At 63.0% G+C, this 24,664-nt stretch carries 26 protein-coding genes and 1 tRNA gene; 6 read left to right on the top strand and 21 right to left on the bottom strand.

Features of this window, described 5'->3' with window-relative positions; genetic code table 11:
• Window positions 1-80 precede the first annotated feature (80 nt).
• Window positions 81-1,517, top strand: a complete 1,437-nt coding sequence (locus AM2010_RS03820) for an MFS transporter (RefSeq protein ID WP_047805948.1) — start codon at window positions 81-83, stop codon at window positions 1,515-1,517.
• A gap of 22 nt (window positions 1,518-1,539) precedes the next feature.
• On the opposite strand, the gene AM2010_RS03815 is transcribed toward AM2010_RS03820, so the two are convergent.
• From AM2010_RS03815 to AM2010_RS03805, 3 genes are all read right to left on the bottom strand, one after another.
• A complete protein-coding gene (locus AM2010_RS03815; protein ID WP_047805947.1) occupies window positions 1,540-1,737 on the bottom strand; it encodes a hypothetical protein in 198 nt (65 codons plus the stop codon).
• 158 nt (window positions 1,738-1,895) lie between these two features.
• Window positions 1,896-2,078 carry a CsbD family protein gene (locus tag AM2010_RS03810; RefSeq protein WP_047805946.1) on the bottom strand — a complete coding sequence of 61 codons (183 nt, stop codon included), beginning with the start codon at window positions 2,076-2,078 and terminating at the stop codon, window positions 1,896-1,898.
• A gap of 81 nt (window positions 2,079-2,159) precedes the next feature.
• Entirely contained in the window at window positions 2,160-2,552 is a 393-nt protein-coding gene (locus AM2010_RS03805) for an EVE domain-containing protein (protein WP_047807670.1), read from the bottom strand.
• Window positions 2,553-2,740: 188 nt separating this feature from the next.
• On the opposite strand from AM2010_RS03805, the gene AM2010_RS03800 reads away from it, so the two are divergent.
• The 5 genes from AM2010_RS03800 to AM2010_RS03780 are packed head-to-tail and all read left to right on the top strand — an operon-like array spanning window position 2,741 to window position 7,991.
• Window positions 2,741-4,396, top strand: a complete 1,656-nt coding sequence (locus AM2010_RS03800; RefSeq protein ID WP_047805945.1) for a putative bifunctional diguanylate cyclase/phosphodiesterase — start codon at window positions 2,741-2,743, stop codon at window positions 4,394-4,396.
• Window positions 4,397-4,448: 52 nt separating this feature from the next.
• On the top strand, window positions 4,449-5,258 hold the full coding sequence (gene dapF, locus AM2010_RS03795) for a diaminopimelate epimerase (RefSeq protein WP_047805944.1): 810 nt from the start codon (window positions 4,449-4,451) through the stop codon (window positions 5,256-5,258).
• The gene (locus tag AM2010_RS03790) at window positions 5,255-6,433 is read left to right on the top strand and encodes a MiaB/RimO family radical SAM methylthiotransferase (protein ID WP_047805943.1); all 1,179 of its coding nucleotides are present in this window, start codon (window positions 5,255-5,257) and stop codon (window positions 6,431-6,433) included. The genes dapF and AM2010_RS03790 overlap by 4 nt, the downstream gene beginning before the upstream one ends.
• Window positions 6,430-7,353 carry a signal recognition particle-docking protein FtsY gene (gene ftsY, locus AM2010_RS03785; protein WP_047805942.1) on the top strand — a complete coding sequence of 308 codons (924 nt, stop codon included), beginning with the start codon at window positions 6,430-6,432 and terminating at the stop codon, window positions 7,351-7,353. The genes AM2010_RS03790 and ftsY overlap by 4 nt, the downstream gene beginning before the upstream one ends.
• Entirely contained in the window at window positions 7,353-7,991 is a 639-nt protein-coding gene (locus AM2010_RS03780; protein ID WP_047805941.1) for an inner membrane-spanning protein YciB, read from the top strand. Before ftsY ends, AM2010_RS03780 begins: the two co-directional genes overlap by 1 nt.
• A 14-nt stretch (window positions 7,992-8,005) precedes the next feature.
• Here the strand turns inward: AM2010_RS03780 and AM2010_RS03775 are convergent, their stop codons facing one another.
• From AM2010_RS03775 to uppS, 18 genes are all read right to left on the bottom strand, one after another.
• Window positions 8,006-9,943, bottom strand: a complete 1,938-nt coding sequence (locus AM2010_RS03775) for a potassium transporter Kup (RefSeq protein ID WP_047805940.1) — start codon at window positions 9,941-9,943, stop codon at window positions 8,006-8,008.
• Window positions 9,944-10,052: 109 nt separating this feature from the next.
• Window positions 10,053-10,685 carry a tetratricopeptide repeat protein gene (locus AM2010_RS03770; protein ID WP_047805939.1) on the bottom strand — a complete coding sequence of 211 codons (633 nt, stop codon included), beginning with the start codon at window positions 10,683-10,685 and terminating at the stop codon, window positions 10,053-10,055.
• Window positions 10,682-11,098 (bottom strand): cytochrome c-type biogenesis protein, encoded by a 417-nt coding sequence (locus tag AM2010_RS03765; RefSeq protein WP_047805938.1) that lies wholly within the window; start codon window positions 11,096-11,098, stop codon window positions 10,682-10,684. The genes AM2010_RS03770 and AM2010_RS03765 overlap by 4 nt, the downstream gene beginning before the upstream one ends.
• A complete protein-coding gene (locus AM2010_RS03760) occupies window positions 11,095-11,619 on the bottom strand; it encodes a redoxin family protein (RefSeq protein ID WP_047805937.1) in 525 nt (174 codons plus the stop codon). Before AM2010_RS03760 ends, AM2010_RS03765 begins: the two co-directional genes overlap by 4 nt.
• Window positions 11,619-13,577 carry a heme lyase CcmF/NrfE family subunit gene (locus AM2010_RS03755; RefSeq protein WP_047805936.1) on the bottom strand — a complete coding sequence of 653 codons (1,959 nt, stop codon included), beginning with the start codon at window positions 13,575-13,577 and terminating at the stop codon, window positions 11,619-11,621. The genes AM2010_RS03760 and AM2010_RS03755 overlap by 1 nt, the downstream gene beginning before the upstream one ends.
• On the bottom strand, window positions 13,574-14,050 hold the full coding sequence (gene ccmE / locus AM2010_RS03750; RefSeq protein ID WP_047805935.1) for a cytochrome c maturation protein CcmE: 477 nt from the start codon (window positions 14,048-14,050) through the stop codon (window positions 13,574-13,576). Before ccmE ends, AM2010_RS03755 begins: the two co-directional genes overlap by 4 nt.
• Window positions 14,047-14,187 (bottom strand): hypothetical protein, encoded by a 141-nt coding sequence (locus AM2010_RS14255; RefSeq protein WP_169747777.1) that lies wholly within the window; start codon window positions 14,185-14,187, stop codon window positions 14,047-14,049. The genes ccmE and AM2010_RS14255 overlap by 4 nt, the downstream gene beginning before the upstream one ends.
• Entirely contained in the window at window positions 14,187-14,909 is a 723-nt protein-coding gene (ccmC, locus tag AM2010_RS03745) for a heme ABC transporter permease CcmC (protein ID WP_047805934.1), read from the bottom strand. The genes AM2010_RS14255 and ccmC overlap by 1 nt, the downstream gene beginning before the upstream one ends.
• Before the next feature lie 141 nt (window positions 14,910-15,050).
• Window positions 15,051-16,118 carry a Leu/Phe/Val dehydrogenase gene (locus tag AM2010_RS03740; protein ID WP_047805933.1) on the bottom strand — a complete coding sequence of 356 codons (1,068 nt, stop codon included), beginning with the start codon at window positions 16,116-16,118 and terminating at the stop codon, window positions 15,051-15,053.
• A 48-nt stretch (window positions 16,119-16,166) separates the two neighbouring features.
• Window positions 16,167-16,243 (bottom strand) — tRNA-His (locus AM2010_RS03735).
• 355 nt (window positions 16,244-16,598) lie between these two features.
• On the bottom strand, window positions 16,599-16,826 hold the full coding sequence (gene rpmE, locus AM2010_RS03730; protein WP_047805932.1) for a 50S ribosomal protein L31: 228 nt from the start codon (window positions 16,824-16,826) through the stop codon (window positions 16,599-16,601).
• A gap of 129 nt (window positions 16,827-16,955) precedes the next feature.
• Complete coding sequence (fabZ, locus tag AM2010_RS03725; protein WP_047805931.1) at window positions 16,956-17,426, bottom strand: 3-hydroxyacyl-ACP dehydratase FabZ; 471 nt, start codon at window positions 17,424-17,426, stop codon at window positions 16,956-16,958.
• A gap of 41 nt (window positions 17,427-17,467) precedes the next feature.
• Entirely contained in the window at window positions 17,468-18,136 is a 669-nt protein-coding gene (locus tag AM2010_RS03720) for an OmpH family outer membrane protein (protein WP_047805930.1), read from the bottom strand.
• Window positions 18,136-20,823: an outer membrane protein assembly factor BamA gene (gene bamA / locus AM2010_RS03715; protein ID WP_047805929.1), complete on the bottom strand. Its 2,688-nt coding sequence runs from the start codon at window positions 20,821-20,823 to the stop codon at window positions 18,136-18,138. The genes AM2010_RS03720 and bamA overlap by 1 nt, the downstream gene beginning before the upstream one ends.
• A 157-nt stretch (window positions 20,824-20,980) precedes the next feature.
• Window positions 20,981-22,120 carry an RIP metalloprotease RseP gene (gene rseP / locus AM2010_RS03710; RefSeq protein ID WP_236699397.1) on the bottom strand — a complete coding sequence of 380 codons (1,140 nt, stop codon included), beginning with the start codon at window positions 22,118-22,120 and terminating at the stop codon, window positions 20,981-20,983.
• Window positions 22,113-23,276, bottom strand: coding sequence for a 1-deoxy-D-xylulose-5-phosphate reductoisomerase (locus tag AM2010_RS03705; protein WP_047805927.1), 1,164 nt, complete (start codon window positions 23,274-23,276; stop codon window positions 22,113-22,115). The genes rseP and AM2010_RS03705 overlap by 8 nt, the downstream gene beginning before the upstream one ends.
• On the bottom strand, window positions 23,273-24,004 hold the full coding sequence (locus AM2010_RS03700; protein WP_047805926.1) for a phosphatidate cytidylyltransferase: 732 nt from the start codon (window positions 24,002-24,004) through the stop codon (window positions 23,273-23,275). Before AM2010_RS03700 ends, AM2010_RS03705 begins: the two co-directional genes overlap by 4 nt.
• Complete coding sequence (gene uppS / locus AM2010_RS03695) at window positions 23,991-24,662, bottom strand: polyprenyl diphosphate synthase (protein WP_047805925.1); 672 nt, start codon at window positions 24,660-24,662, stop codon at window positions 23,991-23,993. The genes AM2010_RS03700 and uppS overlap by 14 nt, the downstream gene beginning before the upstream one ends.
• Window positions 24,663-24,664 lie beyond the last annotated feature (2 nt).

Genomic DNA, 24,664 nt, shown 5'->3' with positions numbered 1-24,664 from the left:
AAAAGCCGCGCATTTGCCCTTGTCCGCATCCTCGCGTGCTCTACAGCGTGCCGGGACTTGGCAAAGGCGTACGGAACCGCATGACAACATCGACGCACATACTGCGGCGCCGCCGATTCCTTCCGCTGTTCGTTACGCAGCTGTTCAACGCTTTCAACGATAATCTCTACAAGACCGCGATGGTGCTGTTCGTGGTCTACAGCGTCTACAATTCCGAAGCGGAGGAGGCGCTGTTCAGCGCCATCGCTTCGGGCGTGTTCATTCTGCCGTTCTTCGTGCTTTCCGCATTGGCCGGGCAACTGGCGGACATGCGCGACAAGGCCCGGATCATCCGGATCGTGAAGGCTTGCGAAATCGGTATCATGATCGTGGGCGCGGCCGGCCTGCTGATCGCGTGGCAGGATGCCCAATGCGCGACCGGTTCGGCAGGGGCCTGTCTGTTCCGCCCGCCCGTATCGATCGCGGAAATGGCGATCCCCCTGCTTCTCCTGGCCCTTTTTGCGATGGGGGTGCACTCCACCTTCATCGGGCCGATCAAATACGCGATCCTGCCGCAGCACCTTCATTCTGATGAGGTCCTGGCCGGCACCGGCCTGGTCGAAGCGGGGACATATCTGGCGATCCTGTTCGGCACCATTCTGGCTGGCTGGATCCCGGTTGAGATCGCCGCAGGCTTGGTCATCGCCATCGCCATACTGGGTTTCATCACTTCGCAGTTCGTCCCACCGGCACCGCCGCAGGGTGACGTCAACGAGCTCGATTTCCCGCTGCTTGATCCGCTCAGGCGCTCTGGGCGCGGGCCGGCCTTCACCGCCCTCGCCTTCCTTCCCGTCCTGATCGCCGATCAGTTTGTCTCGATGTTCAAGCTGGTCCGGTCGACAGCCGACGATCGCCGCGTCTTTCTGGCGATCATGGCAATCAGCTTCTTCTGGACCATTGGCGCCGTGCTGTTCATCCAGTTCCCGCCCCTGGCCAAGAACGTACTCACCGCCAGCAAGGAAGTGGCCAGCCTGTTCCTTGTCATATTCTCGGTCGGCGTGGCGATCGGATCGGTATCGGTCAACGCACTGCTCAAGGGCACGGTGTCGGCCCGCTACTCACCGGCATCGGTGATCGTGATGGCGCTGTTCGTTTTGGCCTTTTACCTCGTCTGCCGCGCCTGGACCCCTGCTCCGGGCGATATGCTGATGGATGTCGGGCAGTTTATGGGGCAGCCGCTGGCTATCACCCTGCTGCTATGCCTTCTCGGCATTGCAATCGCCGGCGGCATGTTCGTCGTCCCGCTCTACGCCTTTCTCACGACATTCGTGCCGAAGACCCAGACAGCCCGCACAATCGCGGCAAACAACATCGTCAATTCTGGCGCGATGGTTGGTGGTGCGCTGTTGGCCATGGGGCTGAGCGCGGTGGACGTCGCCATAGTCGATCAATTGCTGCTAAGCGCAGCGATGTGTCTGATATCCAGCTGGCTGGGAAAGAAGCTTTACGACGCGGAAAAGGCTGCTCTCGCGACGTAGCCGATCACGGTGCCATACGTCGTCATACGATGAAGGCTATGGCCGCGACGACGCACGCCACATAGGCGGAGGCAAAGCCGCGCACATCCGCCAGCGACATGCGCCAGCGTGCGGTCTCCGTTTCCGAATGGCCTTCCAGGCGAAAGACATGTGGCGGCAGGCTCGCCCTGAACGGGTGTCGAGCGGATTCATCGGTAAGAACAAGATAGCGGCGCATCATGGCAGCGTTAACGCTTTGCTAACCATTATGCTCCCGCGGTTTGCAAGGCGTTACATTGCGAGACAGTTTCGGCAGCGGGGAAATCGCGAAGGCTCTACCAAACGAAAAAGGGCCGCCCATCGGGCGACCCCTTCTCTATACATCGAGGGCTGGGAACGTCAGACCTTGTCGCCCAGCGCGCCCTTCACCTTTCCGGAAAGGTTCTGCGCCTCGCCCTTGCGTTCCTGAGCCTTGCCTTCGGCATCCAGACGCGGATTGCCGCTGATTTCCGCAGCGGCCTGCTTGGCGTTTCCGGCAATCTCGTTGCCCGCGCCCTTGGCCTTGTCCTTGAGTTCACCCATGTCGGCTCTCCTGATTCTCCGGCGGCGGAATTGCGCGCCGTGTTATCGAATCAACAGCCGAAATGGATGGCAGTTCCAGCCCTAAGCCTCTGCCATAGAAAGAATTTTCTTCCATTCATCCGGGCGCACTTCCGACACGGACAGTCGCGATTGGCGGACCAGTTCCATCTCCCCAAGCCTTGGTTCTGCTTTGATTTCCTTCAGCGTCACCGCGCGCGGAAGCTTCTTCCGCGGCACGACCTTTACCGCTGCCCATTTACCCTCTGGATCGGTTGGATCGGTAATGCCGGCTTCGCTGATTTCCGCGATACCGACGATCTCAAGCCCGATATTGGAGTGATAGAAAAAAGCCTGATCGCCAACCTGCATCGCCGCAAGATTGTTCTTGGCGCGATGATTGCGGACGCCATCCCAGGTCCCTTCTTCCTCAGCGACAAGATCGTCCCAGCCATAAACGTCGGGTTCGGATTTCATCAGCCAGTATCGCGGCACACGTGCGCTCCTGCAGTTGCGTTCTTCGGTTCAATCGTCGTGCGATAGCGAACCTCTCCACCCCAGGCCAGTACCCGCCCCCAGCGTGGTTAACCTATCTTTTAGCCCGTTGGAGCATAAGCGCTGCGAACAACATGCGAGGGGCTGTGCGGCGACAGGCCGCCGGAGATATGGCAGCGGAAAGCAGAAATCGGCAGGCGAGCCACAGGGCCGATCGCGATCTGATCGCGATCGGGATTGCCGTTGCTGCCATCCTGATGTTCGTGGGGACCGGAGGCGCCGTCATTCCGAAGATCATCGGTTCGTGGACCGGCGTGGCCGAGGCACCCGACGTCGTTCTGGTCAACGCGCTACTGCTCAATATCGCACTCATCATCTTCGGATGGCGGCGATACAGCGAACTGGTAGAAGAAATCGGCCATCGCAAGGCTGCGGAGGAAAAGGCGCGCCTGCTGGCAGAAACCGATCCGCTGACAGGCTGTCTCAATCGCAGAAGCTTGCCGCCGGCCACGGATGATCTGATTGCGCTTCAGTCCGTGACCGGCAACGGCGTCGCTTTCGCGATGGTGGATCTCGACAATTTCAAGCGCATCAATGACATCAACGGCCACGTCGCCGGCGACGAGGTTCTGCGCGAGACGGCACGACGCATCGTCGCATTGATGCCGCGCGAAACGCTGGTCGCCAGACTGGGCGGGGATGAATTTGCCTGTGTTCTGCCTTACGATGCCGCCCAGCCCGAACGACTGGATCGGCTGGTTCAACGAATGATCGAGACGATCGCGGAGCCAGTTTCTGTCGCAGATCGCGAGGTCGAAACGACCGTGTCGGTCGGCATGGCGACCACGCTGCCCACAGATGTCGAGAACCGCAGATCGCCCGATGCGCAGGAACTGATGCATCGCGCCGACATCGCGATGTACCATGCCAAGTCGTGCGGAAAGAACGGGTTCTGCTGGTTCGAGACGCAGATGGAAGACGAGCTGCAATTTCGTAACTCGCTCGAATCAGGTATTCGCGAAGGCTTGGCTGCGGGCGAGTTCGTGCCGTATTACGAGCAGCAGATCGATCTCGAAAGCGGCGAACTGACCGGGTTCGAAATGCTGGCACGCTGGCATTCGCCTCGCCTGGGCGTTGTCTCGCCAGAGGTATTCATACCGGTTGCGGAAAGCATCGGCGTGATTGCCGAATTGTCCGAGCAGCTGATCGAACGTGCACTGGACGATGCGCGGGATTGGGATCCCGGCCTGACGCTATCGGTCAACATCTCGCCCTTGCAGTTCAACGATCCGTGGTTTCCGCAGCGATTGCTCAAACTGCTGCTGAAGGCGAACTTCCCGCCGCAGCGGTTCGAGATCGAAATTACCGAAAGCTGTCTGCACGACAACGTCCCGCTCGTGCGGTCGATGATCGTCAGCCTTAGAAATCAGGGCATCAAGGTCAATCTCGACGATTTCGGCACCGGCTATTCCAGCTTCGCGCAATTGCGCTCGCTCCCGTTCGACCGGATCAAGATCGATCGCAGTTTCGTGGGCGAGATCGGGCGCGAAGGCAGCGCATCGCAGATCGTCAACGCGATTGTCGCCTTGGGTCACGGGCTAGGCATGCCGATCACCGCGGAAGGTATCGAGGACGATGCGATCCTTTCCAACCTTCGCGCGCTCGGCAGGATCAAGGGCCAGGGCTATATCTACGGTCGCCCCGAAACGGTCGAGGAAGTGCGCGAACGCCTGAAAGGCCTGGGCCGCCTGGCGCAGCCAGCCGCGCCGGGCGACGACAGCGAACCGGAGAACCTGCCGACCACGCCGGTGCGCAAGAAAGCCTGACTTCCCCATGACACTGGACGCGCCCCCGCGCGACGCATAAATGCGCCGGTCAATGCGGGTACCGTTCATCAAGATGCATGGTCTGGGAAACGACTTCGTCGTGCTTGACGCGCGGCGAGAGGCGATCCCCGCTGTGACCAGCATGATCGCCGCGCGCATCGCCGACCGGCGCACCGGGATCGGTTGCGATCAGCTAGTGATCCTGGAACCTGCCGATGCTGCGGATTTTCGAATGCGCATCCTCAACGCCGACGGCGGAGAGGTCGAAGCCTGCGGCAATGCGACGCGGGCGGTATCCATGCTTCATGGCGCCTCCGCGACGATTGAAACCGCTGCCGGATTGCTGAGGGCGGAGCCTGGCAACGACGGTGCAACGGTGGACATGGGCATACCGCGCTTCGAATGGCAGGATATCCCTCTCGCCTATGCGATGGATACCCTTGCCATGCCGGTCGGCTGGGATGGGCTGGAAAATCCGGCCGCAGTCAATGTCGGCAACCCGCACGTGGTTTTCTTCGTCGCGGATTGCGATGCCGTCCCTCTGGAGAGCCTGGGCCCGACGATCGAACACGATCCGCTTTTCCCCAATCGCATCAACGTGAATGTCGCCACGGTCGAGAACCGCACGCGCATCCGGCTGCGCGTGTGGGAACGCGGCGCGGGTCTCACACGCGCATGCGGCACTGGCGCTTGCGCTACGGCAGTGGCCGCGATGCGACGGGGACTGGTTGACCGCTCGGTCGAAGTGAAGTTGCCCGGCGGTGTCCTGCAGATCGACTGGGGGCAGGACGAACGCATCGCGATGACTGGCCCTGCAACCGAATCCTATCGCGGCACGTTCGAATGGGACCATTTCGCATGACGAGCGGGGCGGAGGTGATATCGCTCGGCTGCCGGCTCAACATTGCCGAGAGCGAGCGTATCCGCGCGATGTTATCGAGCGAACGCGATGTGATCGTGGTGAACAGCTGCGCCGTAACGGCCGAAGCGGTGCGCACGACCCGGCAGGCCATTCGCCGTGCCCGGCGCGACAAGCCAGGCGCCCGATTGCTGGTTACTGGCTGCGCCGCCGAGATTGAGCGTGAACAGCTTTCCGCCATGCCGGAAGTCGACGGATTCGTCGCAAACGAGCGCAAGCTCGATCCGCGTGCCTGGAACGCGCCCGAACAGGCTGCACCCGCACCGCCACAGCGCACACGAGCGTTCGTCGCCGTGCAGAACGGCTGCGATCATGCCTGCACGTTCTGCATCATCCCTCAGGGACGAGGGCCGAGCCGGTCGCTGTCCGTCGCGCAAGTTCTGCATGAGGTGGAGCGCCATCTCGATCAGGGCGCGCCGGAAGTGGTTCTGACCGGGGTTGATGTCACTTCGTGGGGACACGACCTGCCCGGCGAGCCGCCTCTGGGCAGGCTGGTTTCCGCGATCCTGGACACTTTCCCCGAATTGCCGCGGTTGCGCATGTCGTCGCTCGATGGAGTCGAAGTCGATCCCCAGCTGTTCGATCTATTCGCCGGTGAACCGCGGCTGATGCCCCACCTGCACCTGTCGTTGCAGCACGGCAACGACCTGATCCTCAAACGCATGAAGCGCCGCCATCTGCGCCGCGATGCGGTGGCATTGGTGCAGCGGTTGAAGCAGGCCAGACCGGAAATCGCGATCGGGGCGGATCTGATTGCCGGCTTCCCGACCGAATGCGATGCCGCGCACGAAGATAACCTGTCGATCGTGCGGGAGCTCCAGATAGTTCATGGCCATGTCTTCCCCTATTCGCCCCGCCCGGGCACGCCTGCCGCGCGTATGCCGCAAGTCGACCGACCGGCCGTGAAGGCGCGCGCGGCAGAGCTGCGGGCGGAAGTCGCGCAAGTCCGCGACGCATGGCTGGACACACTGGTCGGGCAGAGCCACACCGTGCTCGCCGAAAACGACGGCACCGGATATGCGGAAAACTTCGCCCGCTACGCCCTTCCGGAAGGCGTGGGGCGCGGAGAGATCCTGACCCTCACCGCCCAACGACATGAGAAAGGCCTGCTCCTATGAGCGAGACGAGTTGGAGCGACCGGCTGCTTGCGGGATTCCGCAAGACGTCGGACCGCCTTTCCACCAACCTCACCGGCGCGGTGGGCACGGCGACGCTGGACGATGCAACGCTCGACGATGTCGAAGACGCGCTGATTCTGTCGGACCTCGGCCCCTCCGCGGCGGCGCGGATTCGCGGGCGCTTGTCGGAAAAGCGCTTCGGTCTGGAAATTTCGGAACGCGAGTTGAAAGAGGCAGTGGCCGAAGAAATCGCGGCTATCCTGCGCCCTGTTGCCAAGCCTCTCGAAGTGGTCGCCTTTCCCCGGCCGCAGGTCATTCTCGTGATCGGGGTCAATGGCAGCGGCAAGACCACCACGATCGCCAAACTGGCGCACTGGTTTCAGGAAGACGACTACGACGTCATGCTGGCGGCGGGCGACACGTTCCGCGCCGCCGCGATCGGTCAGCTCGCCACCTGGGCCGAAAGAATCGACGTGCCGATCATTCGCGGCCCCGAGGGCGGGGACCCGGCCTCCGTGGTCTTTGACGGGGTCAAGGCGGCAACCGAACGCGGAACCGACGCCCTGATCGTCGACACTGCCGGTCGCCTTCAGAACAAGCGCGAGCTGATGGATGAACTGGCCAAGATCCGCCGCGTCCTCGGCCGCCTCAACCTCGAGGCTCCCCATGACGTCGTGCTGGTGCTCGACGCCACGAACGGACAGAACGCACTGAGCCAGATCGACGTGTTCAAGGAAGTCGCGGGCGTCACCGGCCTCATCATGACCAAGCTCGACGGAACCGCGCGCGGCGGCGTCCTCGTCGCCGCAGCGGAACAGTACGGCTTGCCGATCCACGCGATTGGCGTGGGCGAAAAGATTTCCGATTTGCGACCGTTCGACCCCGATCTGGTAGCGCGCGTTATTGCAGGAGTGGCTTGATGGCCGAAGCGAAGCAGAAGTCAGGCTGGCTCAATATTCTGGTGGATTACGGGCCCTTGCTCGTCTTCCTCGGCACCTACAAGTTCTACGCGCCTGACGAAACGAGCCCCTTGGGTGAGATCGCGGCTGTCATTCGCGGCACCATCGCCTTCATGGTCGCAGCAGTTGTCGCGCTGGGGTTTTCGAAATGGAAGTTCGGCCGCGTATCGCCGATGTTATGGCTCTCAACCGCGCTAATCGTCGGGTTTGGCGCGCTGACCATCTGGCTGCGCGATGAAAGCTTCATCCAGATCAAGCCGACGGTAGTCTACGTCCTCTTCGGCAGCGCACTGATCGTCGGATGGCTGCGCGGCAAGGCGCTGCTGGAAATCCTGCTCGGCGCCGCGTTCGAAGGGCTCGATGCGCAAGGCTGGCTCAAGCTCTCGCGCAATTGGGCGTTCTTCTTCTTCGCGCTCGCAGCGCTCAACGAAGTGATGCGTGCCACGCTGTCGTTCGAATCTTGGCTCTGGGCCAAATTCTGGGTGTTCCTGCCGCTCAGTTTCCTCTTCACCTTCACCCAGATCCCGATGCTTTTGCGGCACGGGCTTGCAGCGGAAGGGGTGAAGGAGGAAGAACAGACCCCGCCGCCAACCGCCTGACGGCTGGCGCAGCGTCAGATTTCGACCTGGCTACCCAGTTCGACCACCCGATTGGTCGGCAGGCGGAAGAATTCCATCGCGGTCGCCGCATTGCGCAGCATCCACGAGAAGATCTTCTCGCGCCAGATCATCATGCTCGGGTTCTTCGATGGCAGCAGCGTCTGACGGCTGAGAAAGAAGCTGGTGCTCATCATATCGAACGCCCCGCCACAACTGTTCACCTGTTTGAGCGCGGCGGGTACGTCGGTTTCTTCCATGAAGCCATAGTGCAGCACCATGCGGTAGAAACCGTCACCCAGATCGTGAAACTCGCTGCGGCATTCGGGATCGACGTAGGGTTCTTCCGCGATCTCAACGGTCAGGATCACGACACGTTCGTGCAGCACCTTGTTGTGCTTGATATTGTGCAACAGGGCCGAAGGAACACCCGCCGTACTCGATGCCATGAAGATCGCCGTGCCCGGCACGCGAATGGCGCTGTTCTTGGCCGATTTGGCGAATATCTCGATCGGCAGAGCAACTTCGCTCATCCGCTCGCGCATCAGCTTGCGACCGCGCGACCATGTGGTGAGGAAAGTGAAGGCGATCGCGCCGACCAGAAGGGGGAACCAGCCGCCATCGGGCACTTTGGTCAGGTTGGCGCTGAAGAATGCCCCATCGACCACGAAGAAGATCGCGGCAGCCGGAATGACCACCCACATCTTCCAGCGCCAGACCGCAATGAACAGCACTGCCATGAGGCAGGTATCGATCAGCATCGCCCCGGTCACCGCGATGCCGTAAGCGCTGGCAAGGTTGGACGAGTTGCGGAAAGTGAGAACCAGCAGGATAACCGCGATCATCAGCACCCAGTTGACGAACGGGATGTAGATCTGACCATGCTCGGTCTCGCTCGTATGCAGGATCGAGAGGCGCGGCACGTAACCGAGCTGGATCGCCTGATGCGTGACCGAGAACGCGCCCGTAATAACGGCCTGGCTGGCGATGAACGTGGCGCACGTCGCCAGAAGCACCAGCGGAAGGCGATAGGCCTCGGGCGCCATAAGGAAGAACGGGTTCTGGATCGCATCGGCGGCGGCGGCAGCTTCTAGCCCCATGATCATCGCTGCCTGGCCGAAATAGTTGAGCAGCAGGCAGGGCATGACGAAGCCAAACCAACCGATCCGCAACGCGCCGCGCCCGAAATGCCCCATGTCGGCATACAGCGCTTCCGCCCCGGTGACGGCGAGCACGACCGAACCCAGCGCGAGAAAGGCCAGGAGCTTGTCGGTCATGAAGAACTGGACGGCATACCAGGGATTGAGCGCCGCCAGAACGCCAGGGTTCTGCACGATCTGGATCAGGCCCAGCACGGCAAGAACGCTGAAATAGACCAGCATAACCGGCGCAAACAGGCGGCCCACCTTGGCCGTTCCCCGTCGCTGCAACAGGAACAGGGCGATCAACAGCACAAGCGCGATCGGGATGACGAACGGCTCGAACCGGTCTTCCACCGTCGTCAGCCCCTCCACCGCCGAAAGGACCGAAATCGCCGGCGTAATCATGCTGTCGCCGTAAAACAGCGCAGTGGCGAAGACGCCCAGCATGACCGCAACCCAGCCATACCCCGTTCGCCCCACCCGGCCTGAGATCAGGGCCACCAGGGCAAGCGTACCGCCCTGCCCCTTGTTATCGGCCCGCATCATGATCGTCACGTACTGGAGCGAGACGATAATCGTCATCGACCAGAAAATGAGGCTCAGCACCCCGAGCAGATGCAGCGTGTCGAGTGCGAGAGGGTGCGGTCCGGCAAAAGTCTCGCGGAAGGCGTAGATCGGACTGGTGCCGATATCGCCGAAGACCACGCCGATGGCGCCCACGGCAAGGGCAGCCTTCGAAGAGGTGGCGCCGTGGGCGCCCGGCTGCCTGCCGCCCGAAGGCACAGGATTCTGTGAAACGGAAGTCTCGCTCATATAATCGGCGTTCCCGAATCTACCCGGAGCTGCCTTCGATGCGCCGTTGCAAAGGCGGCGGCGCTTAGCACCGTCCTTTCGCGCCTGCAACATAGACGGTGGCGGCGGGTCAGTCCCTACTCATGGCTGCGATGAGCGCGTCGAGGCGATCCAGACGCTGCTGCATCGCGGGCACCCATTCTGCCTCTTCCGGGGCATCCGCGATCGTTTCGGCCCAAAGCGCGCGCGTTTCCCCGGGTTGCCCGGTCCGCAGCAGCGCCAGGCCGTGAAAATACGGCGCCGCCGGATGGCCCGGAGCTGCCTTTGCTGCACGGTCGTAGGCATATGTGGCCGCAGGTGTGAGATTGCCTTCCGCGTGTTCCACCAGCGCGTTGCCCAGCGCGACCCAGGCTTCTGCATTCGTGCCGTTCTCACGCACTTCGCCGCGAAGGATCTGCGCCGCATCGGCGTACTGGCCACGCCGGGCAAACCCGTCGGCGACGATCACAAAATTGCTCGGCGGCTGCAAAGGGTCGAACAGGGTCCGCCTTGCCTCGATCATGGCGGCGTTCGTTTCGTCCGCCTGCGGTGCCGCATGTCGGGGGGCCGAAGGCAAATCCGGCCGCCCCTGAGAGGCATACCCAGCCAGCCCAAATACGAGAGCCGAGGCAAAAGCCATCCACGCGCCGCGCGGCAACCGGAGCGCGAACGCCGCGATCAGGAACAGCGCCGCTGCCAGCGCGATGGGGGGCAACCAGCTCACCGCGCACCTCGCAAGCGCCGCCACAGGATAGCCGCAGCGACCAGGATCAGAATCAGCGGGACGGCGAACAGCGGCCAGGTGGTCTCGCTGATCACCGGGGCATAGCTGACATAATCGCCATATCGCGCGACCAGCCAGGCACGGATCGCCTCCGGCTCCTCGCCCGCAGCGATGCGGGTGCGCACCTGATGCCGCATATCGCCTGCCATCGGCGCATCGCTGTCGGCGATCGACTGGCTCTGACACTTCAGACAGCGCAGCGTTTCCATCAGGGCCTGCGCACGTGCTTCCTGCGCAGCATCGTCGAGCTGTCGATAGGCGTAGGGCGCCGGGGGCACATCCTGCTGGGCCGCGGCCGGTGACACCGTCGATCCGATCCCGATCAGGGCAATCAGGGCGAAAGGATACCTCATCCTCCGGCCTTCTCCAGCTCGGCCAGGATTCTGGGCACGTGTTCGGCCCGGATATCGCCGATATGCTGGTAGGTTATCCGCCCTTTCCCATTGATCACGAACGTTTCCGGCACGCCCGAAGATCCGATCGCCAGTTGCACTTCCGACAGATCGTCGGCCCCAATGCGCGTGTAGGGATTGCCGTAACGCGAAAGAAACGCGGCAACATCTTCCGGCCGGTCACGGATCGCAACGCCGACGATGTCAGCCCCTGCCTCGCGCAGTCGTTCAAGCTGCGGGGCTTCGGCAATGCAGGGAACGCACCAGCTCGCCCAGATATTCAACAGGTGCGGCGTTCCATCGCGCAGATCGCTGCTCGCCACGCCGGGCATACCGTCGACTGCCGGACGCAAATCGAACGTCGGCAAAGGTTCGCCGATCATCGCGCTGGGCACGAATTCGTCCTTGGGCTGGGTCAACTGGTATCCCGCGACCCCCAGAAACAGGGCGAACAGCAGGAAAGGTATCCACCACCAACGCATCACATGGCCCCTTCGGCGCGACGTTCATCCGCCCTCTTGCGCACGATCCTGCGCTTGAGATCGGCGCGGACGCGACCGACCAGTGCGAGTGCCCCGCCCAGCGCCACCAAGGCGCCACCGTACCAGATGAAAGTCACGAACGGCTTCCACCACAGGCGCAGCTGCCACCGCGATTCCTGCCCCTCGGCCTGGGCCTCACTGCCTACGACGGCGTAGAGCTGGCCATTCCAGCGGGTGGCGAGTGCGCTTTCGTTGGTTTGCTGAACGGGTGCCCAGAAACTGCGCGATTGCGGGTCCAGCTCGACCGGGTCCCCGCCGGAATAACTGGCGGAAAGATGGCCTTCGATCGCCGTCCAGTTGGGCCCCGCGTTCGGCAGAACTTCGCTCAGCGTCACCTGCCACGGCCCGACCTGAACCGTTTCGCCCACTGTTACCGCCGCAAGCCGTTCCTGCGAGAAGGCGGTCTCGCTCGCCATGCCGAATAGGGCAACGGCCAGCCCGAAATGCGCAACGACCATACCCCACACCGCCAGCGGAATCCGGTGCAGCTTCCTGCCACGCAGCGGCAGCAGGCTGGCCACGGCCAGTCCGGCGGAAAGCGCGAGGCCCAGTAGCGCAAGAACGCTCATTCCCCCGATCGCCAACGCTGCCAAAGCGGCAGCCAGCACCACCACGCCGGCCAGCACGATCGGGCGCTGTATGCGCGCCAGACTGTCGCGCCGCCACCGCAGCAGCGGCCCCACTGCCATGACCAGCAGCATCGGAACCGCGAAGAAGGCGCCGGCTGGGTTGAAATAAGGCGGCCCGACGGAAACGCGGACATCGAACGCCTCGGTCAGCAGGGGATAGAGCGTACCCAGCAGGACGATGCCCAGAATTGCACTGAGCATGACGTTGTTGAACACCAGCGCGCCTTCGCGGCTGGTCGCGGAAAAGCGTTCCCCTTCCGCAATCGCCCCTGCGCGCAGCGCGAACAGCGCCAGCGCGCCACCGATATAGAGAGCGAGCAAGACCAGAATGAAGGTCCCGCGCTGAGGATCGACCGCGAAAGCATGAACGCTGGTCAGGATGCCAGAGCGAACGAGGAACGTACCGAGCATCGACATCGAAAATGCAACCACACCGAGCATGATCGTCCATGCGCGCAGGGCGTCGCGAGCGGCAAGCACGCTGGCCGAATGAAGCAGCGCAGTCGCCGCCAGCCAAGGCATGAGCGAGGCATTTTCAACCGGGTCCCAGAACCACCAGCCACCCCATCCAAGCTCGTAATACGCCCAATAGGACCCCGCCGTAATTCCCAGCGTCAGGAAGACCCAGGCGCCCAGCACCCACGGCCGCATTACCCGCGCGAACTCGGGCGTCACCTGACGCGTCAGCAGGGCGCCGACGGCGAAGCTGAAGGCCACCGACAATCCGACATAGCCGAAATACAGCGTGGGCGGATGAAGCGCGAGGCCGATATCCTGCAGCAGGGGGTTGAGCCCCATCCCTTCGGCAGCGGGTTGCGCAAGTCGCTCAAACGGATTGGAGCTGAAAATCAGAAAGGCATAGAAGCCCAGCCCGACAAATGCCTGAGCGGCAAGCGTGGCCAGCATCGTCCGTTCGGACAAACGGCGCTCCACCAGCGCGATGAGAGCGCCGGAGAGCGCCATTACGGCAACCCATAGCAGCATGGAGCCTTCGTGGTTCCCCCACGCGCCTGTCAGCTTGTAGAGCAGCGGCTTGGCCGAATGCGAATTCGTGGCGACCAGTTTTACAGACAGGTCGGTGATGGCGAACAGCCATAACAACATGGCAAATGCGAAGGCGCATGACAGCCCCTGGACGATCGCCGCCGGTCGCACGAGCGCGGCCAGGCCGCCCCCTGCGTCACGCTGCGCCATTGCACCTGCATAGAGCTGGAGCGCCGCCAGCGCCGCCGCCAGCCACAGGGCGGCCAGGCCGAGCTCCGCGATCAAGCGCCCTGCTCCGTCTCGGCCACGACTTCGCGCTTCTGATGCTCGGTCATTTCCTGCAGTTCGCGCGGCACGTAATTCTCGTCATGCTTGGCCAGGAGGTTATCGGCAACGAACGTGCCGTCGGCATCCAGCCGCCCTTCCGCGACAACGCCTGACCCTTCGACAAACAGATCGGGCAGTATCCCCGCAAACCGGACGGAGACCCGCGCCTTTCCATCGCCGACGACGAATGCTGTGGTTACGCCGTCGGGCAGAGTTCGGATCGACCCTTCTTCGACCATGCCCCCCAGCCGCACGGCACGCCCCGCTTCGGGCGGGTCGGCCGCGATCTGTTCCGGGACATAGAAATAGCTCGCTTGATTGCGCAGGGCCCAGGCAGCGAGCAGCCCGGCGCAGACCAGCGCTACGAGCGCGATCGCCACAAGCACGAGCCGCTGATGCTTGGCCTTCATCCGGTTAGGGGGAGTAGTCATTTGCGGCGGGCCTCGTCACGTCGCCGTTCGGCCCGGCGCATGTCCCACCAGGCCCAGGCCACCAGCGCGAGCGTCACCCCGATCCCGACGACATAGGCCGCGATCACGAAATCCCATTGGTCCAGACCCTCGCGCATCAGGCCGTCTCGCTCGCCCTGCGCCGCAGGCGGGCATCGGCCTGAATATCGCCCAGCAGGGCGCGCATTCTGGCAAGCACCACGCCGCCGAAGATCAGTGAAAATCCGGCGACTGCGATCAGAAGGGGGGCCAGGAACTCTGCATCGATGGCGCTATTGCCGGCCGTGATGCTGGGCGGCTGATGCAGCGAGTTCCACCAGACGACGGACCGGTTGATGATCGGAATGTTGATCGCGCCGACGAGACCGAAGATCGCCGGGATCCGGCTCGATCCGCCTTCCCGGGCGACAGCCTGCGCCAGCGCGATATAGCCCAGATAGAGAAAAAGCAGCACCAGCATCGACGTCAGCCGGCCATCCCATACCCACCAGGTGCCCCATGTCGGCCGGCCCCAGATCGAACCGGTGGCGAGACACACGGCGGTGAACGCCATGCCCGGCACTGCCGCCGCACGTGCTGCCAAATCGGCCAGGGGGTGACGCCACACCAGGAACGCGCCGCTCGCGACCGCGATCGCGGCCCAGCCGCCCATGCCTAGCCAGGCGGTCGGAACATGGAGAAACAGGATGCGCACCGTATCGCCCATGAGGCGATCCGGCGGCACGACGAACAGGCCCCATGCCAGCGCCGCCGCAGACAGAATCAGCCCGCTCGCCAGCAATAACGGAGTTAGCCAGCGAGCAAGGGAGAGGAACCGTTTGGGGTTGGCAAAGCCATGCATCGATCAGGTCCGTTCGCCGGGCGCAATGGCAGGACACGCACCGGGGGGCAAGCGATTCACGCCCGATTGCGCCCCTTTCATGCGCTCAAATGTGTCCGGGGCAGGCGCGCCGCTGTCGCAGGCGGAACGAGGCGCCGGGTGCTATCCGCGCCCGATCAGTTCCTGCGCCATGCGGTCGGCCACCACGTCGGGCGATTCGCCGCTCGCATCGCTCTTGCGCCACACTTCTTCCAGCCGCTCGGGGATGTGGCCGATGCGCTTGCGCACTTCGTTGATATCGCTCGGCTCGCCATTTCGGCGTGCGAGATATTCCAGAGCAACGCTGATGATACCGCCGGCATTGATCACGTAATCGGGTGCATAGAGAATGCCCCGCTCCGCCAGCACCTTCCCGTGATGGGCCCGTGCAAGCTGATTGTTCGCGCCGCCGGCTACGATCGGCGTGTCGAGCCGCGCAATCCCCTGATCGTCGAGAATTGCGCCGAGCGCATTCGGGCTGAACACATCGCAGGAAACGCCCATGATCGCATCGGAAGATGCGGTGGCCGCGCCAAGCTCTTCCGCCAGCGCGGCGGCGCGGCTTTCGTTGATGTCGGACAATGTCAGGCGGGCACCATCCTTGGCGAGAAGCCTGGCGACCCCGCCGCCGACGCTGCCTGTGCCCTGTATCGCGATATGAACGCCCTCGACGCTGTCCTTGCCCAGCTTGTATCGAACCGCGGCCCTGATGCCGTGATAGATGCCCATCGCGGTGAACGGCCCCGGATCGCCGCCCGCCGCACCCTCTCCCGAGACGGGCAGGCCGGAAACATACTCGGTACGCCTGGAAACGGCGACCATGTCGCCTTCACCGATACCGACATCTTCCGCGGTGACATACTGGCCGCCAAGCGCTTCCACCGCGTCGCCGAAGGCCGCGAGCATCTGCGGCGTCTTGGATTTGTCTGCAGGTGCCAGAATCACCGCCTTGCCCCCGCCCATCGGCAGGCCGGCCATTGCGTTCTTGTAGCTCATCCCCCGGCTCAGGCGCAGTGCATCGCGCATGGCCTCGCCCGGTTCGGCGTAGTGCCAGAATCGCGTACCGCCGGCCGCCGGCCCGAGATGGGTCGAATGAAGGGCAATGATCGCGATAAGCCCCGACTGGCGATCCCGCACAAGCTGTACCAGCTCGTGATCGTCGAAGTCCGATTCGGTCCAGAAAGCCGTCATGATCGTGAGAAAGCCCCGCTGTAAACGACGGCACAAAAACTGGGAAAATGGGGCGATCGACGGGGTTCGAACCCGCGACCTCCGGTACCACAAACCGGCGCTCTAACCAACTGAGCTACGATCGCCACATACCCGGCCCGACCTGGGCCTGCCGTGTAAAGCGGGGCTGATACGCCCCTGCGTTCCGCGGTCAAGACGCGAACCGCCGAGGCGCGCGCCTGTTGCACAAGGATGGCCGTTTGCAAAGCTAAAACTGCGCTTCGAGTCCGCAAGCGCAAGATTATTTCGCCTGGCTTTCTACTCACCTCTCCGCTGCCCGGCTTTCGCAGCCATACCAACGAATCCGGTGAGTTAGCTCAGACAGGCGATCTTACGATACGGCCAGCGCGCCCGGCACCTGCATAAAGAAAAGGGCGGCCACCCGGACCGCCCTCAACCCAATACCTTGCGGCGCCAGGATGCGCCGCGAACCTGCGCAGGTCAGCCCTTCTTGAGAGAAAGCCCGCCGAACCGCTTGTTGAACGCGGCAACGCGGCCACCTTCCTGAATCTGCTGCTTCCCGCCGGTCCAGGCCGGATGGCTGGTCGGGTCGATATCCAGCGTCAGCGTATCGCCCTCACTGCCCCAGGTGGAGCGGGTCTGGAATTCGGTGCCATCGGTCATCTTGACTGTGATGGTGTGATAATCGGGGTGTGCGTCGGCCTTCATGGCAGGAAATCCTTGTGCATTTGACCGGTTCCGACCGGTCGGCAATCTCGGGAAAGGCGCGCGCCTAGTCCGGTTGACGGTGAAAAGCAACCCCGATCGCGCTCGCCTCTGCAAGGCGAAATGATCGGATCAGGTTGACGGGGGATCGGCGATCATTGCGGTGAATTCCGCTTCCGACGTGGTTTTCCCTTCCACACTGGCGCGCCCCTTGAACTTGTAAACCCGGCTGCGCTTCTGAAGGAATTCGACTTCCAGGTCGAGCAGACAACCCGGCGTCACCGGCGCGCGGAACTTGGCATTGTCTATCCCCATGAAATAGACGAGCTTTCCGCTTCCGGCCAGTTCGAGCGTCTCGATCCCGAGGATCGCCGCTGCCTGTGCCATTGCCTCCACCTGCAACACACCGGGCATGATGGGCGCGCCCGGGAAATGGCCCTGGAAGAAATCCTCGTTGAAGGTCACGGCTTTCACCGCGTGAATGCGCTCCCCCAGTTCCAGAGACCGAACGCGGTCGACCAGCAACAGCGGATAACGGTGTGGCAGGGCGCTGAGCACCTTATGAATATCATAATCGGACCGTGTGCCCGTCTCGTCGCTCATCGCCCTGCCCTCATTTTCTTCCGTCGCGGCCTATCGAGCGATCAGCGACCGCTCGGCTGCTGCTGCTGGGCAGTCTGCTGCGCCTGCGCCGCGGCCTGCTGCTCGCGAATTTCCCGCGGAACCCAGCCCTGAGGCGGCGTGACCTGAACGCTGGGCACCAGCGTGTTGAGTTCGGTCAGCACGTCCTGCGTCAGATTGTGCTGCGCGCCGGCGAAGATCACCTGGCCCGACGTGGCGTCGAGAATCAGGGTCACATTACGCTTGGTCGCGGCGGCCTGAACGGCCTCGTCCAGACGGTCTTCGATTTGTTCGGTGACATAGGCCCGGCTAAGCGAAACGGGCGCCAGAATGGCCTGAAGTTCGCGCTGGCCGGCCTGTTCGATCTGCTGGATCTGGGTCGCCTGCTGCTGCAGGGCCTGCTGGTCCGGGCTGGCCGCCTGACGCGCGGTGTTGAACTGCTGGATCAGCGGCGTCAGTTGCGCCTCGATCTGCTGGCGGCGCGTTTCGGCCTGGCTGATCTGCGCCTGATAGGTGGTCTGCCGCTGCTGTTCGGCGGTGCGATAGGCATTCGAATTGGCAATCACGGCCGGCAGGCTGACAACGCCGACGCCGCGCGCGTCCTGCGCGGCAGCAGGGGCGGCCATCATCGGCAGAGCCGAAGCGGTGAGCATGAGACCGGCGGCTACGACCGGTTTAAGAAGATTCTTCATCAGAATTGTGTCCCCACATTGAAAGTGAATTTCTTGGTGTCATCGCCCGGTTCTTTCCGAAGCACATGGGCGAAGTCGATGCGGAACGGCCCGAAGGGCGAGTTCCAGTTGACGCCGATACCCACCGCGACACGGGGGCTGGCGGAATCCCCCAAGAACTGTTCCTGGAACGGAGCCGCGACCTGATACATCCAGGGATCGTTCGCGTTGCCGGAACCATCGGTCGGATCGGTTGTCCACTTGGTCGAGTCGCTCGGGTCCACGTAGAGTGGATTTCCGTCGTTATCGAACAACTGCCGCTGGATGCCGTCCGGGAAAGGTGCGCTCTGCAACACCGGCTTGGTCACGTTGAACAGCGCGCCGACATCAACGAAAATCGACGGGCGCAGCCCCATTTCGCGCGCACCCGAACCCAGCGGAATTTCCAGCTCGGCACGGCCGAGATAGTAGGCATTGCCACCCAGCGCGTCGTCGCCGACCTGATCCCGATCAGTGATCACTTCGCCCACACCATCGCCATCGGTGTCGCGAATGGGCTGGCGCAGCACGCGCGGGCCCACACCGCGGATGTCGAATCCGCGGAACTGCGGCTCGCCCAGGAAGAAGCGGTCGGTCAGGCGCACGTCGTCCACGCCCGGGCCGCGATCCTCCAGCCCCTTGATAACGCCGCCTTCGCCCTGAATCGAGAAGATGAAGCCGCCGAATACCGGCCAGTACTTCGCCCCCTTGGCCCGCAGGCGCAGATACTTCACATCGCCCCCGAGGCCGGCGAATTCGGTGCTGAGCGACAGTGTATGGCCACGCGTGGGGCGATAGGGATTGTCGATCGTCCGCATCGACAGCGTAAGCCCCAGGATCGAGCTCAACCGCTCGCCCACCGCTTCGCACAGGTAACGCCCGGCCAGGACGGGATCGCATTCCTTGATGCCATCCCCGTCGATATCGCTGTAATACGTGAACTCATCCAGCGAGACGTCGTCGTAATTGAGCGTGTAGCTGCCGATCGCCGAGATATATTCGGTAAGCGGCACGCCCACTCTCATCGAAAAGCCAGTGGTCGACTGTTCGAACGTCCGGTTACGGTCGTTGTTGGTGAAATTGAAGCTGTTGTAATCCTTGCGGTAGATGTCGATCCCGGTCGAAATGTTGCGATCGAACACGTAAGGTTCGGTGAAGCTCAACGCGGCAGAACGCGAATAACGCGAATAGTTCACCGATGCGCCGACCGTCTGGCCCCGCCCGCGGAAATTGTTCTGCTTGATCGAACCGGCAAGGATGAAGTTTTCGATCGAGGAGAAACCGGCCGAAAGCTGCAATTCGCCGGTCGGCTGTTCCTCGACATTCGCTTCCAGCACGATGCGATCGGGGGCGCTGCCCTCCTTCTGCTGGATTTCGAAGTTTTCCTGGAAGTAGCCGAGCGACCTGATCCGGTTGGTCGAACGCTTCACCTGCAGCGAGTTGAACGCATCGCCTTCGGCCACGCGGAATTCGCGGCGCACGACCTTGTCCTGCGTCAGCGTATTACCGTTCACATCGACCCGCTCGACATAGACGCGCGGCGCCTCGCGAAGGACGAACGTGACGTCCATCGTGAGGTCTTCCGGGTTGCGCACGAACTGCGGCGAGGCATCGGCGAAGGCATAGCCGAACGTTCCGGCCAGTTCGTTCATCTGCTCGACCGTGTCTTCGACCAGCTTCGCGTTGTACCAGTCCCCGGTCTTGATCGCGAGATTTCCGGTCATCCGTTCGCTGTCGAAATCGCGTATCTGGCTATCGACGGAAACGTCGCCGAATTTGTACCGTTCACCTTCTTCGACCACGTAGGTGATGATGAAGTCGCGCTTGTCGGGAGTCAGCTCCGCGACGGCGGAAACCACCCGGAAATCCGTGTAACCTTCGATAAAGTAGAACTGACGCAACTTCTGCTGGTCGAACGCCAGACGGTCGGGATCGTAACTCGTGTTGGAGCTGAAGAAGCGGAAGAATCGCGCTTCCTTCGTCACCATTTCGCTCTTCAGATCGCCATCATCGAATTTCTCGTTGCCGAGAATGTTGATCTGGCGAACCTTGGACTTGGGCCCTTCGCTGATTTCGTAAACGATATCGACGCGGTTCTGGCTCAATTCGACCGTCTTCGGCTCCACGGAAGCCGCAAAGCGGCCCTGGCGCTTGTAGAGTTCAATGATGCGCGCCGTGTCCGCACGCACTTTCGAGCGGGTGAAGATCTGCCGCGGAGCAAGGCGGATCTCGGGCAGGATCTTGTCGTTCTTGATCCGCTTGTTGCCCTCAAGGATAATCCGGTTGATCACCGGGTTTTCCGTGACGGAAATGACCACGTTGCCGCCATCGTTCCGCACGCTGGCGTCTGAAAAGAGTTCGGTCGCGTACAGATCTTTCAGAACCTGATCGGCGAGAGCCTGCGAGTAAGTGTCGCCCGCGCGCATCTGAATGTACGACAGGATCGTGCCCGCTTCCAGCCGCTGCGCCCCCACCACCGTGATCGCACGGATCGTGTCGCCCTGCGGCGCCGGAGCGGGTTGAGAGGCGGATGTCGGAGGCGAAGCCCCTGCATCCTGCGCCAGCACCGACACGGGCACCCCGGCCAGTATCGTACCCCCCAGCAGGGCAAGCGCGAAACGTGCGCCGGTCTTGCCGAATGCGCCGGCGGCTTTCTCGCGTTCTGTCATCGCCACGGTTATCCCGTCCAATCCTTATCCATTGCACCAATGGGCCGCAGCCCATCCATCGGGCAGTGCGGCAAATGCCGCCCTTGCCCGATGCCGTGCCCCCGATCAAGCGAAGGAAGAAACGAGTCCCCCGCGCTCTCTCGTCCCCCCGGGGCGGTCAGCTGCCGAAGATTGGCAGCGAAACCAAATCGTTGATCGTGACGAACACCATCAATGCCAGCACCAGGGCCATCCCGGTGCGAAACGCCAGTTCCTGCCCCCGCCGTCCCACCGGCTTTCGCCGGACGGCCTCCACAGCGTAAAAAGCCAGATGCCCGCCGTCGAGCGCCGGGATTGGCAACAGGTTGATGAATGCCAAATTAAGCGAGATCAGCGCGATGAAGTTGATGAAGGCGAGCGGGCCGAGACTGAATTGCTCGCCCGAATACTTCGCGATCTTGATCGGACCGCCAAGCTCGCGAACCGAACGGTCGCCGGACACAATCTGCCCCACGCCGGTCACCATCATCCGCGCGATGTTGATGCTGTGATCGACCCCCAGGCCCAGGGCGCTGATCGGCCCCTGCCGCGCGAATTCGAACTCCACCGCAGCGGGCGCGATACCGATCAGGCCGATGGTCGACGCATTGCCGAAGTTGTCTTCCACCTCGTGCGATCGAGCCGTCACGTCGAAGTCCAGCTCGCGGCCACCGCGATCGACGACAATGTCGAACGTCCGCCCCGGGTACAGCATCACCGCGTCCTGAACGTCGCGAAAATCGAGCATCGGCTTGTCGTCGATCGACACGATACGGTCGCCGATCTCGATCCCGGCGGAACGGGCCGCCGATTCCTCAGCAAACCCGGCGACGGTCAATTGGCTGTCGGTCTCCACAGGCTCCGGCTTGCCGACGATCATGAAGAAGGCAGCAAAGATCGCCAGCGCCACCAGCACATTGGTTGCCGGCCCGGCAAACACGATCAGCGCGCGCTGCCATAAGGGCTTGAAATGAAACGCCCCTGCCCTGTCGCTGTCGGATATGGCGGCCAGGCCATCTTCATCGGGAACGCTGGCAGGGTTCATGTCGCCGCGGAACTGAACGTATCCGCCGAGCGGCAGGGCCGAAAGCTTCCAGCGAGTGCCCCGGCTATCGCTCCAGCCGGCGATTTCCTTGCCGAAGCCGATGGAAAATGCCTCGGCATGAACGCCGAACAGACGGCCCACGAGATAGTGACCGAATTCATGGATCGTAATCAGCGGCCCGAGCACGAGCAGGAAGCCGACGACATACATCCAGAACGAAGGGGTATCAGCCAATTGCGGCGGTCTCCATTATTTCACGGGCTCGGACGCGTGCCTCCGTATCGACGGCAAGAACGTCGTCGAGCGTCGAAGGTGCCAAGGGGGCGTAACGATCAAGGGTTTCTTCGACCACTAGCGCGATTTGGGTGAATGCGATCTGACCGGCGAGGAAGGACGCAACCGCCACTTCGTTCGCGGCATTGAGAACCGCGGGGGCGCCCCCGCCGGAATGGGCGGCATCTCGCGCCAGCCGTGTGGCGGGAAAGCGCTGCTCGTCCGGCGCTTCAAACGTCAGCGAACCGATGGCCGCAAGATCCAGCGGCGCGCATGGCGTTTCCATCCGGCCGGGCCAGGCGAGGCACGACGCGATCGGCACGCGCATGTCGGAAGGCCCCAGTTGCGCCAGGGTTGAACCATCGCAATATTCGACCATCGAATGCACGACACTCTGCGGGTGGACGACGATGCGCAGCGCATCGAGGCCGACCGGAAACAGATGATGCGCCTCGATGAACTCCAGCCCCTTGTTCATCATCGTGGCCGAATCGACGCTGATCTTGGCGCCCATATCCCAATTGGGATGGGCCACCGCCTGCGCCGGGGTTGCCCGTGCCAGCTGGTCGGCGCTCCAGCCCCGAAACGGGCCGCCGCTGGCTGTGAGCGTGATCGAGCGCACGTCTGCGATCCTGCTGCCTTGCAGACATTGAAAGATCGCATTGTGCTCTGAATCGACCGGCAGCAGGGTTGTCCCATGCTCCGCCACTGCGGCGGTCATGACCGTTCCCGCCGATACCAGGGCTTCCTTGTTCGCCAGCGCGACTGCCCCGCCCCGGCGGATCGCCGTCATCGTCGGGCGCAGGCCAGCACAGCCGACGATGGCGGCGACGGTGATGTCTGCCGGAAGGGCCGCCGCATCGCATAGCGCCTGCCGCCCGCCGGCCGCCGTAACTGCTGTATCGGCCAGGGCCGTCCGAAGGTCCGCCAGGCAGGATTCGTCGCCGACCACCGCAATCTCGGCCTCGAACTCACGCGCCAGCGCGGCCAGCTCATTGGCATTGCAGTTGGCGGTGAGCGCGACGACCCGCCACTGATCACGATTGCGGCGGATCAGGTCCAGCGTCGACGCCCCGACCGAGCCGGTGGCACCGAGAATTGAGATCGGGCGGGTCAATTGGCCACCGATGCAGCGATGCCGCCCACGACGATGGCGACTGGCAAGAGCCCATCGACACGGTCGAACACGCCGCCGTGCCCCGGAATAAGCCGCGAACTGTCTTTCACGCCGGCTCGCCGTTTCAGCCAGCTTTCAAAGAAATCTCCGGCCTGCGCCACGACTGCCAGCCCTGCACCAAGCGCCGCGATCGACAGCAGGTTGGCCCCATCCAACGAGATGCCGAGGGCGAAGCGCGGCCCGAGCCAGTCGATCCCTGAATCGATCACCAACACCCAGGCTATCGTCCACAACGCCGAACCGATCATCCCGCCAAGCAGCCCCGCCCAGGTCTTGGACGGGCTGATCCGTGGCGCGATTCGCGGCCCGCCAATCGCACGCCCGGCGAAATAGGCCCCCGTATCGGTGAAGACTGTAACGCCGAGGATCAGAACGAGGAGGAAGTCGCCAGCCCCGACCAGGATGGCAGCGGCTGCCCCGATATAGAGCCCGCCTGCGATCAGCGCGGCGAGGCGGTACGGCACGTTGTCCGTGGCCCGCGCGACCAGAACAGTGAACTCGGCAAAACAGGCGAAGGCAACCAGACCGATGAACAGGTCGAGCACTTGCCCACCCTGCCACAGGGCGGCCCCTGCAACCGCGAGCATTGCCGCTGCCGACACCAGGCGGACGGGCAGATCCGAAGGCTTTCGCCCTTCGGTCGGCAGATCGCCGTTAGCGCCCGCCATATCGCCTCTCCCGCCGGGTGAATTCCTCAAGCGCCTCGACCAGATGGGTCAGGGTGAAATCGGGCCACAGCGTGTCGACGAAGATCATCTCCGCATAAGCGCATTGCCACAGGAGGAAGTTCGACAAGCGCACTTCGCCGCTCGTTCGGATCAGCAGGTCGAGCGGCGGCAGATCGGCGGTGTCGAGCTGCGCCGCGATTGTTTCCGATGTGATTTCGCCCTGCGCCGCCGCTTTCGCTGCTGCGCGGGCGATTTCCTGCTGCGACCCGTAATTCAACGCCACCGCGAGAGTGCGCGATCCCTGGCTCGTCTGGGCCAGGGCGTCTTCCAGCATTTCGACGATATCGGGGGCAAGCCCTTGCCAGTCGCCGATAATTTTCAGTTTAACATCGTTGGCAATGAATTCCGGCAGGTCCGATTTCACGAACTTGCGCATCAGGTTCATCAAATCGTCGACTTCTTCGCCCGGCCGTTTCCAGTTTTCCGAGCTGAAGGCGTAGAGCGTCAGGCACTCGATACCGGTCGATTCCAGGCCGCGCACCAGCTCGCGCACCGCCTCGACCCCGCGCCGGTGCCCCATCGCGCGCGGCAGATGGCGACGCTTGGCCCAGCGGCCGTTGCCGTCCATTATTATGGCGACGTGTCTGGCGGTCGTCATCG

Origin of the sequence: Pelagerythrobacter marensis (assembly GCF_001028625.1) — a bacterium.
GTDB lineage: Bacteria > Pseudomonadota > Alphaproteobacteria > Sphingomonadales > Sphingomonadaceae > Pelagerythrobacter > Pelagerythrobacter marensis.
This window is presented reverse-complemented; position numbering and strand designations above follow the sequence as displayed.

Excerpts from the sequence above, each read along its gene's own strand:
- AM2010_RS03820 (WP_047805948.1), top strand. The coding sequence starts at position 81 with ATGACAACATCGACGCACATACTGCGGCGCCGCCGATTCCTTCCGCTG.
- AM2010_RS03815 (WP_047805947.1), bottom strand. The coding sequence starts at position 1,737 with ATGATGCGCCGCTATCTTGTTCTTACCGATGAATCCGCTCGACACCCG.
- AM2010_RS03810 (WP_047805946.1), bottom strand. The coding sequence starts at position 2,078 with ATGGGTGAACTCAAGGACAAGGCCAAGGGCGCGGGCAACGAGATTGCC.
- AM2010_RS03805 (WP_047807670.1), bottom strand. The coding sequence starts at position 2,552 with ATGAAATCCGAACCCGACGTTTATGGCTGGGACGATCTTGTCGCTGAG.
- AM2010_RS03800 (WP_047805945.1), top strand. The coding sequence starts at position 2,741 with ATGGCAGCGGAAAGCAGAAATCGGCAGGCGAGCCACAGGGCCGATCGC.
- dapF (WP_047805944.1), top strand. The coding sequence starts at position 4,449 with ATGCGGGTACCGTTCATCAAGATGCATGGTCTGGGAAACGACTTCGTC.
- AM2010_RS03790 (WP_047805943.1), top strand. The coding sequence starts at position 5,255 with ATGACGAGCGGGGCGGAGGTGATATCGCTCGGCTGCCGGCTCAACATT.
- ftsY (WP_047805942.1), top strand. The coding sequence starts at position 6,430 with ATGAGCGAGACGAGTTGGAGCGACCGGCTGCTTGCGGGATTCCGCAAG.
- AM2010_RS03780 (WP_047805941.1), top strand. The coding sequence starts at position 7,353 with ATGGCCGAAGCGAAGCAGAAGTCAGGCTGGCTCAATATTCTGGTGGAT.
- AM2010_RS03775 (WP_047805940.1), bottom strand. The coding sequence starts at position 9,943 with ATGAGCGAGACTTCCGTTTCACAGAATCCTGTGCCTTCGGGCGGCAGG.
- AM2010_RS03765 (WP_047805938.1), bottom strand. The coding sequence starts at position 11,098 with ATGAGGTATCCTTTCGCCCTGATTGCCCTGATCGGGATCGGATCGACG.
- AM2010_RS03760 (WP_047805937.1), bottom strand. The coding sequence starts at position 11,619 with ATGCGTTGGTGGTGGATACCTTTCCTGCTGTTCGCCCTGTTTCTGGGG.
- ccmE (WP_047805935.1), bottom strand. The coding sequence starts at position 14,050 with ATGACTACTCCCCCTAACCGGATGAAGGCCAAGCATCAGCGGCTCGTG.
- AM2010_RS14255 (WP_169747777.1), bottom strand. The coding sequence starts at position 14,187 with ATGCGCGAGGGTCTGGACCAATGGGATTTCGTGATCGCGGCCTATGTC.
- ccmC (WP_047805934.1), bottom strand. The coding sequence starts at position 14,909 with ATGCATGGCTTTGCCAACCCCAAACGGTTCCTCTCCCTTGCTCGCTGG.
- AM2010_RS03740 (WP_047805933.1), bottom strand. The coding sequence starts at position 16,118 with ATGACGGCTTTCTGGACCGAATCGGACTTCGACGATCACGAGCTGGTA.
- rpmE (WP_047805932.1), bottom strand. The coding sequence starts at position 16,826 with ATGAAGGCCGACGCACACCCCGATTATCACACCATCACAGTCAAGATG.
- fabZ (WP_047805931.1), bottom strand. The coding sequence starts at position 17,426 with ATGAGCGACGAGACGGGCACACGGTCCGATTATGATATTCATAAGGTG.
- AM2010_RS03720 (WP_047805930.1), bottom strand. The coding sequence starts at position 18,136 with ATGAAGAATCTTCTTAAACCGGTCGTAGCCGCCGGTCTCATGCTCACC.
- bamA (WP_047805929.1), bottom strand. The coding sequence starts at position 20,823 with ATGACAGAACGCGAGAAAGCCGCCGGCGCATTCGGCAAGACCGGCGCA.
- AM2010_RS03700 (WP_047805926.1), bottom strand. The coding sequence starts at position 24,004 with ATGGCGGGCGCTAACGGCGATCTGCCGACCGAAGGGCGAAAGCCTTCG.
- uppS (WP_047805925.1), bottom strand. The coding sequence starts at position 24,662 with ATGACGACCGCCAGACACGTCGCCATAATAATGGACGGCAACGGCCGC.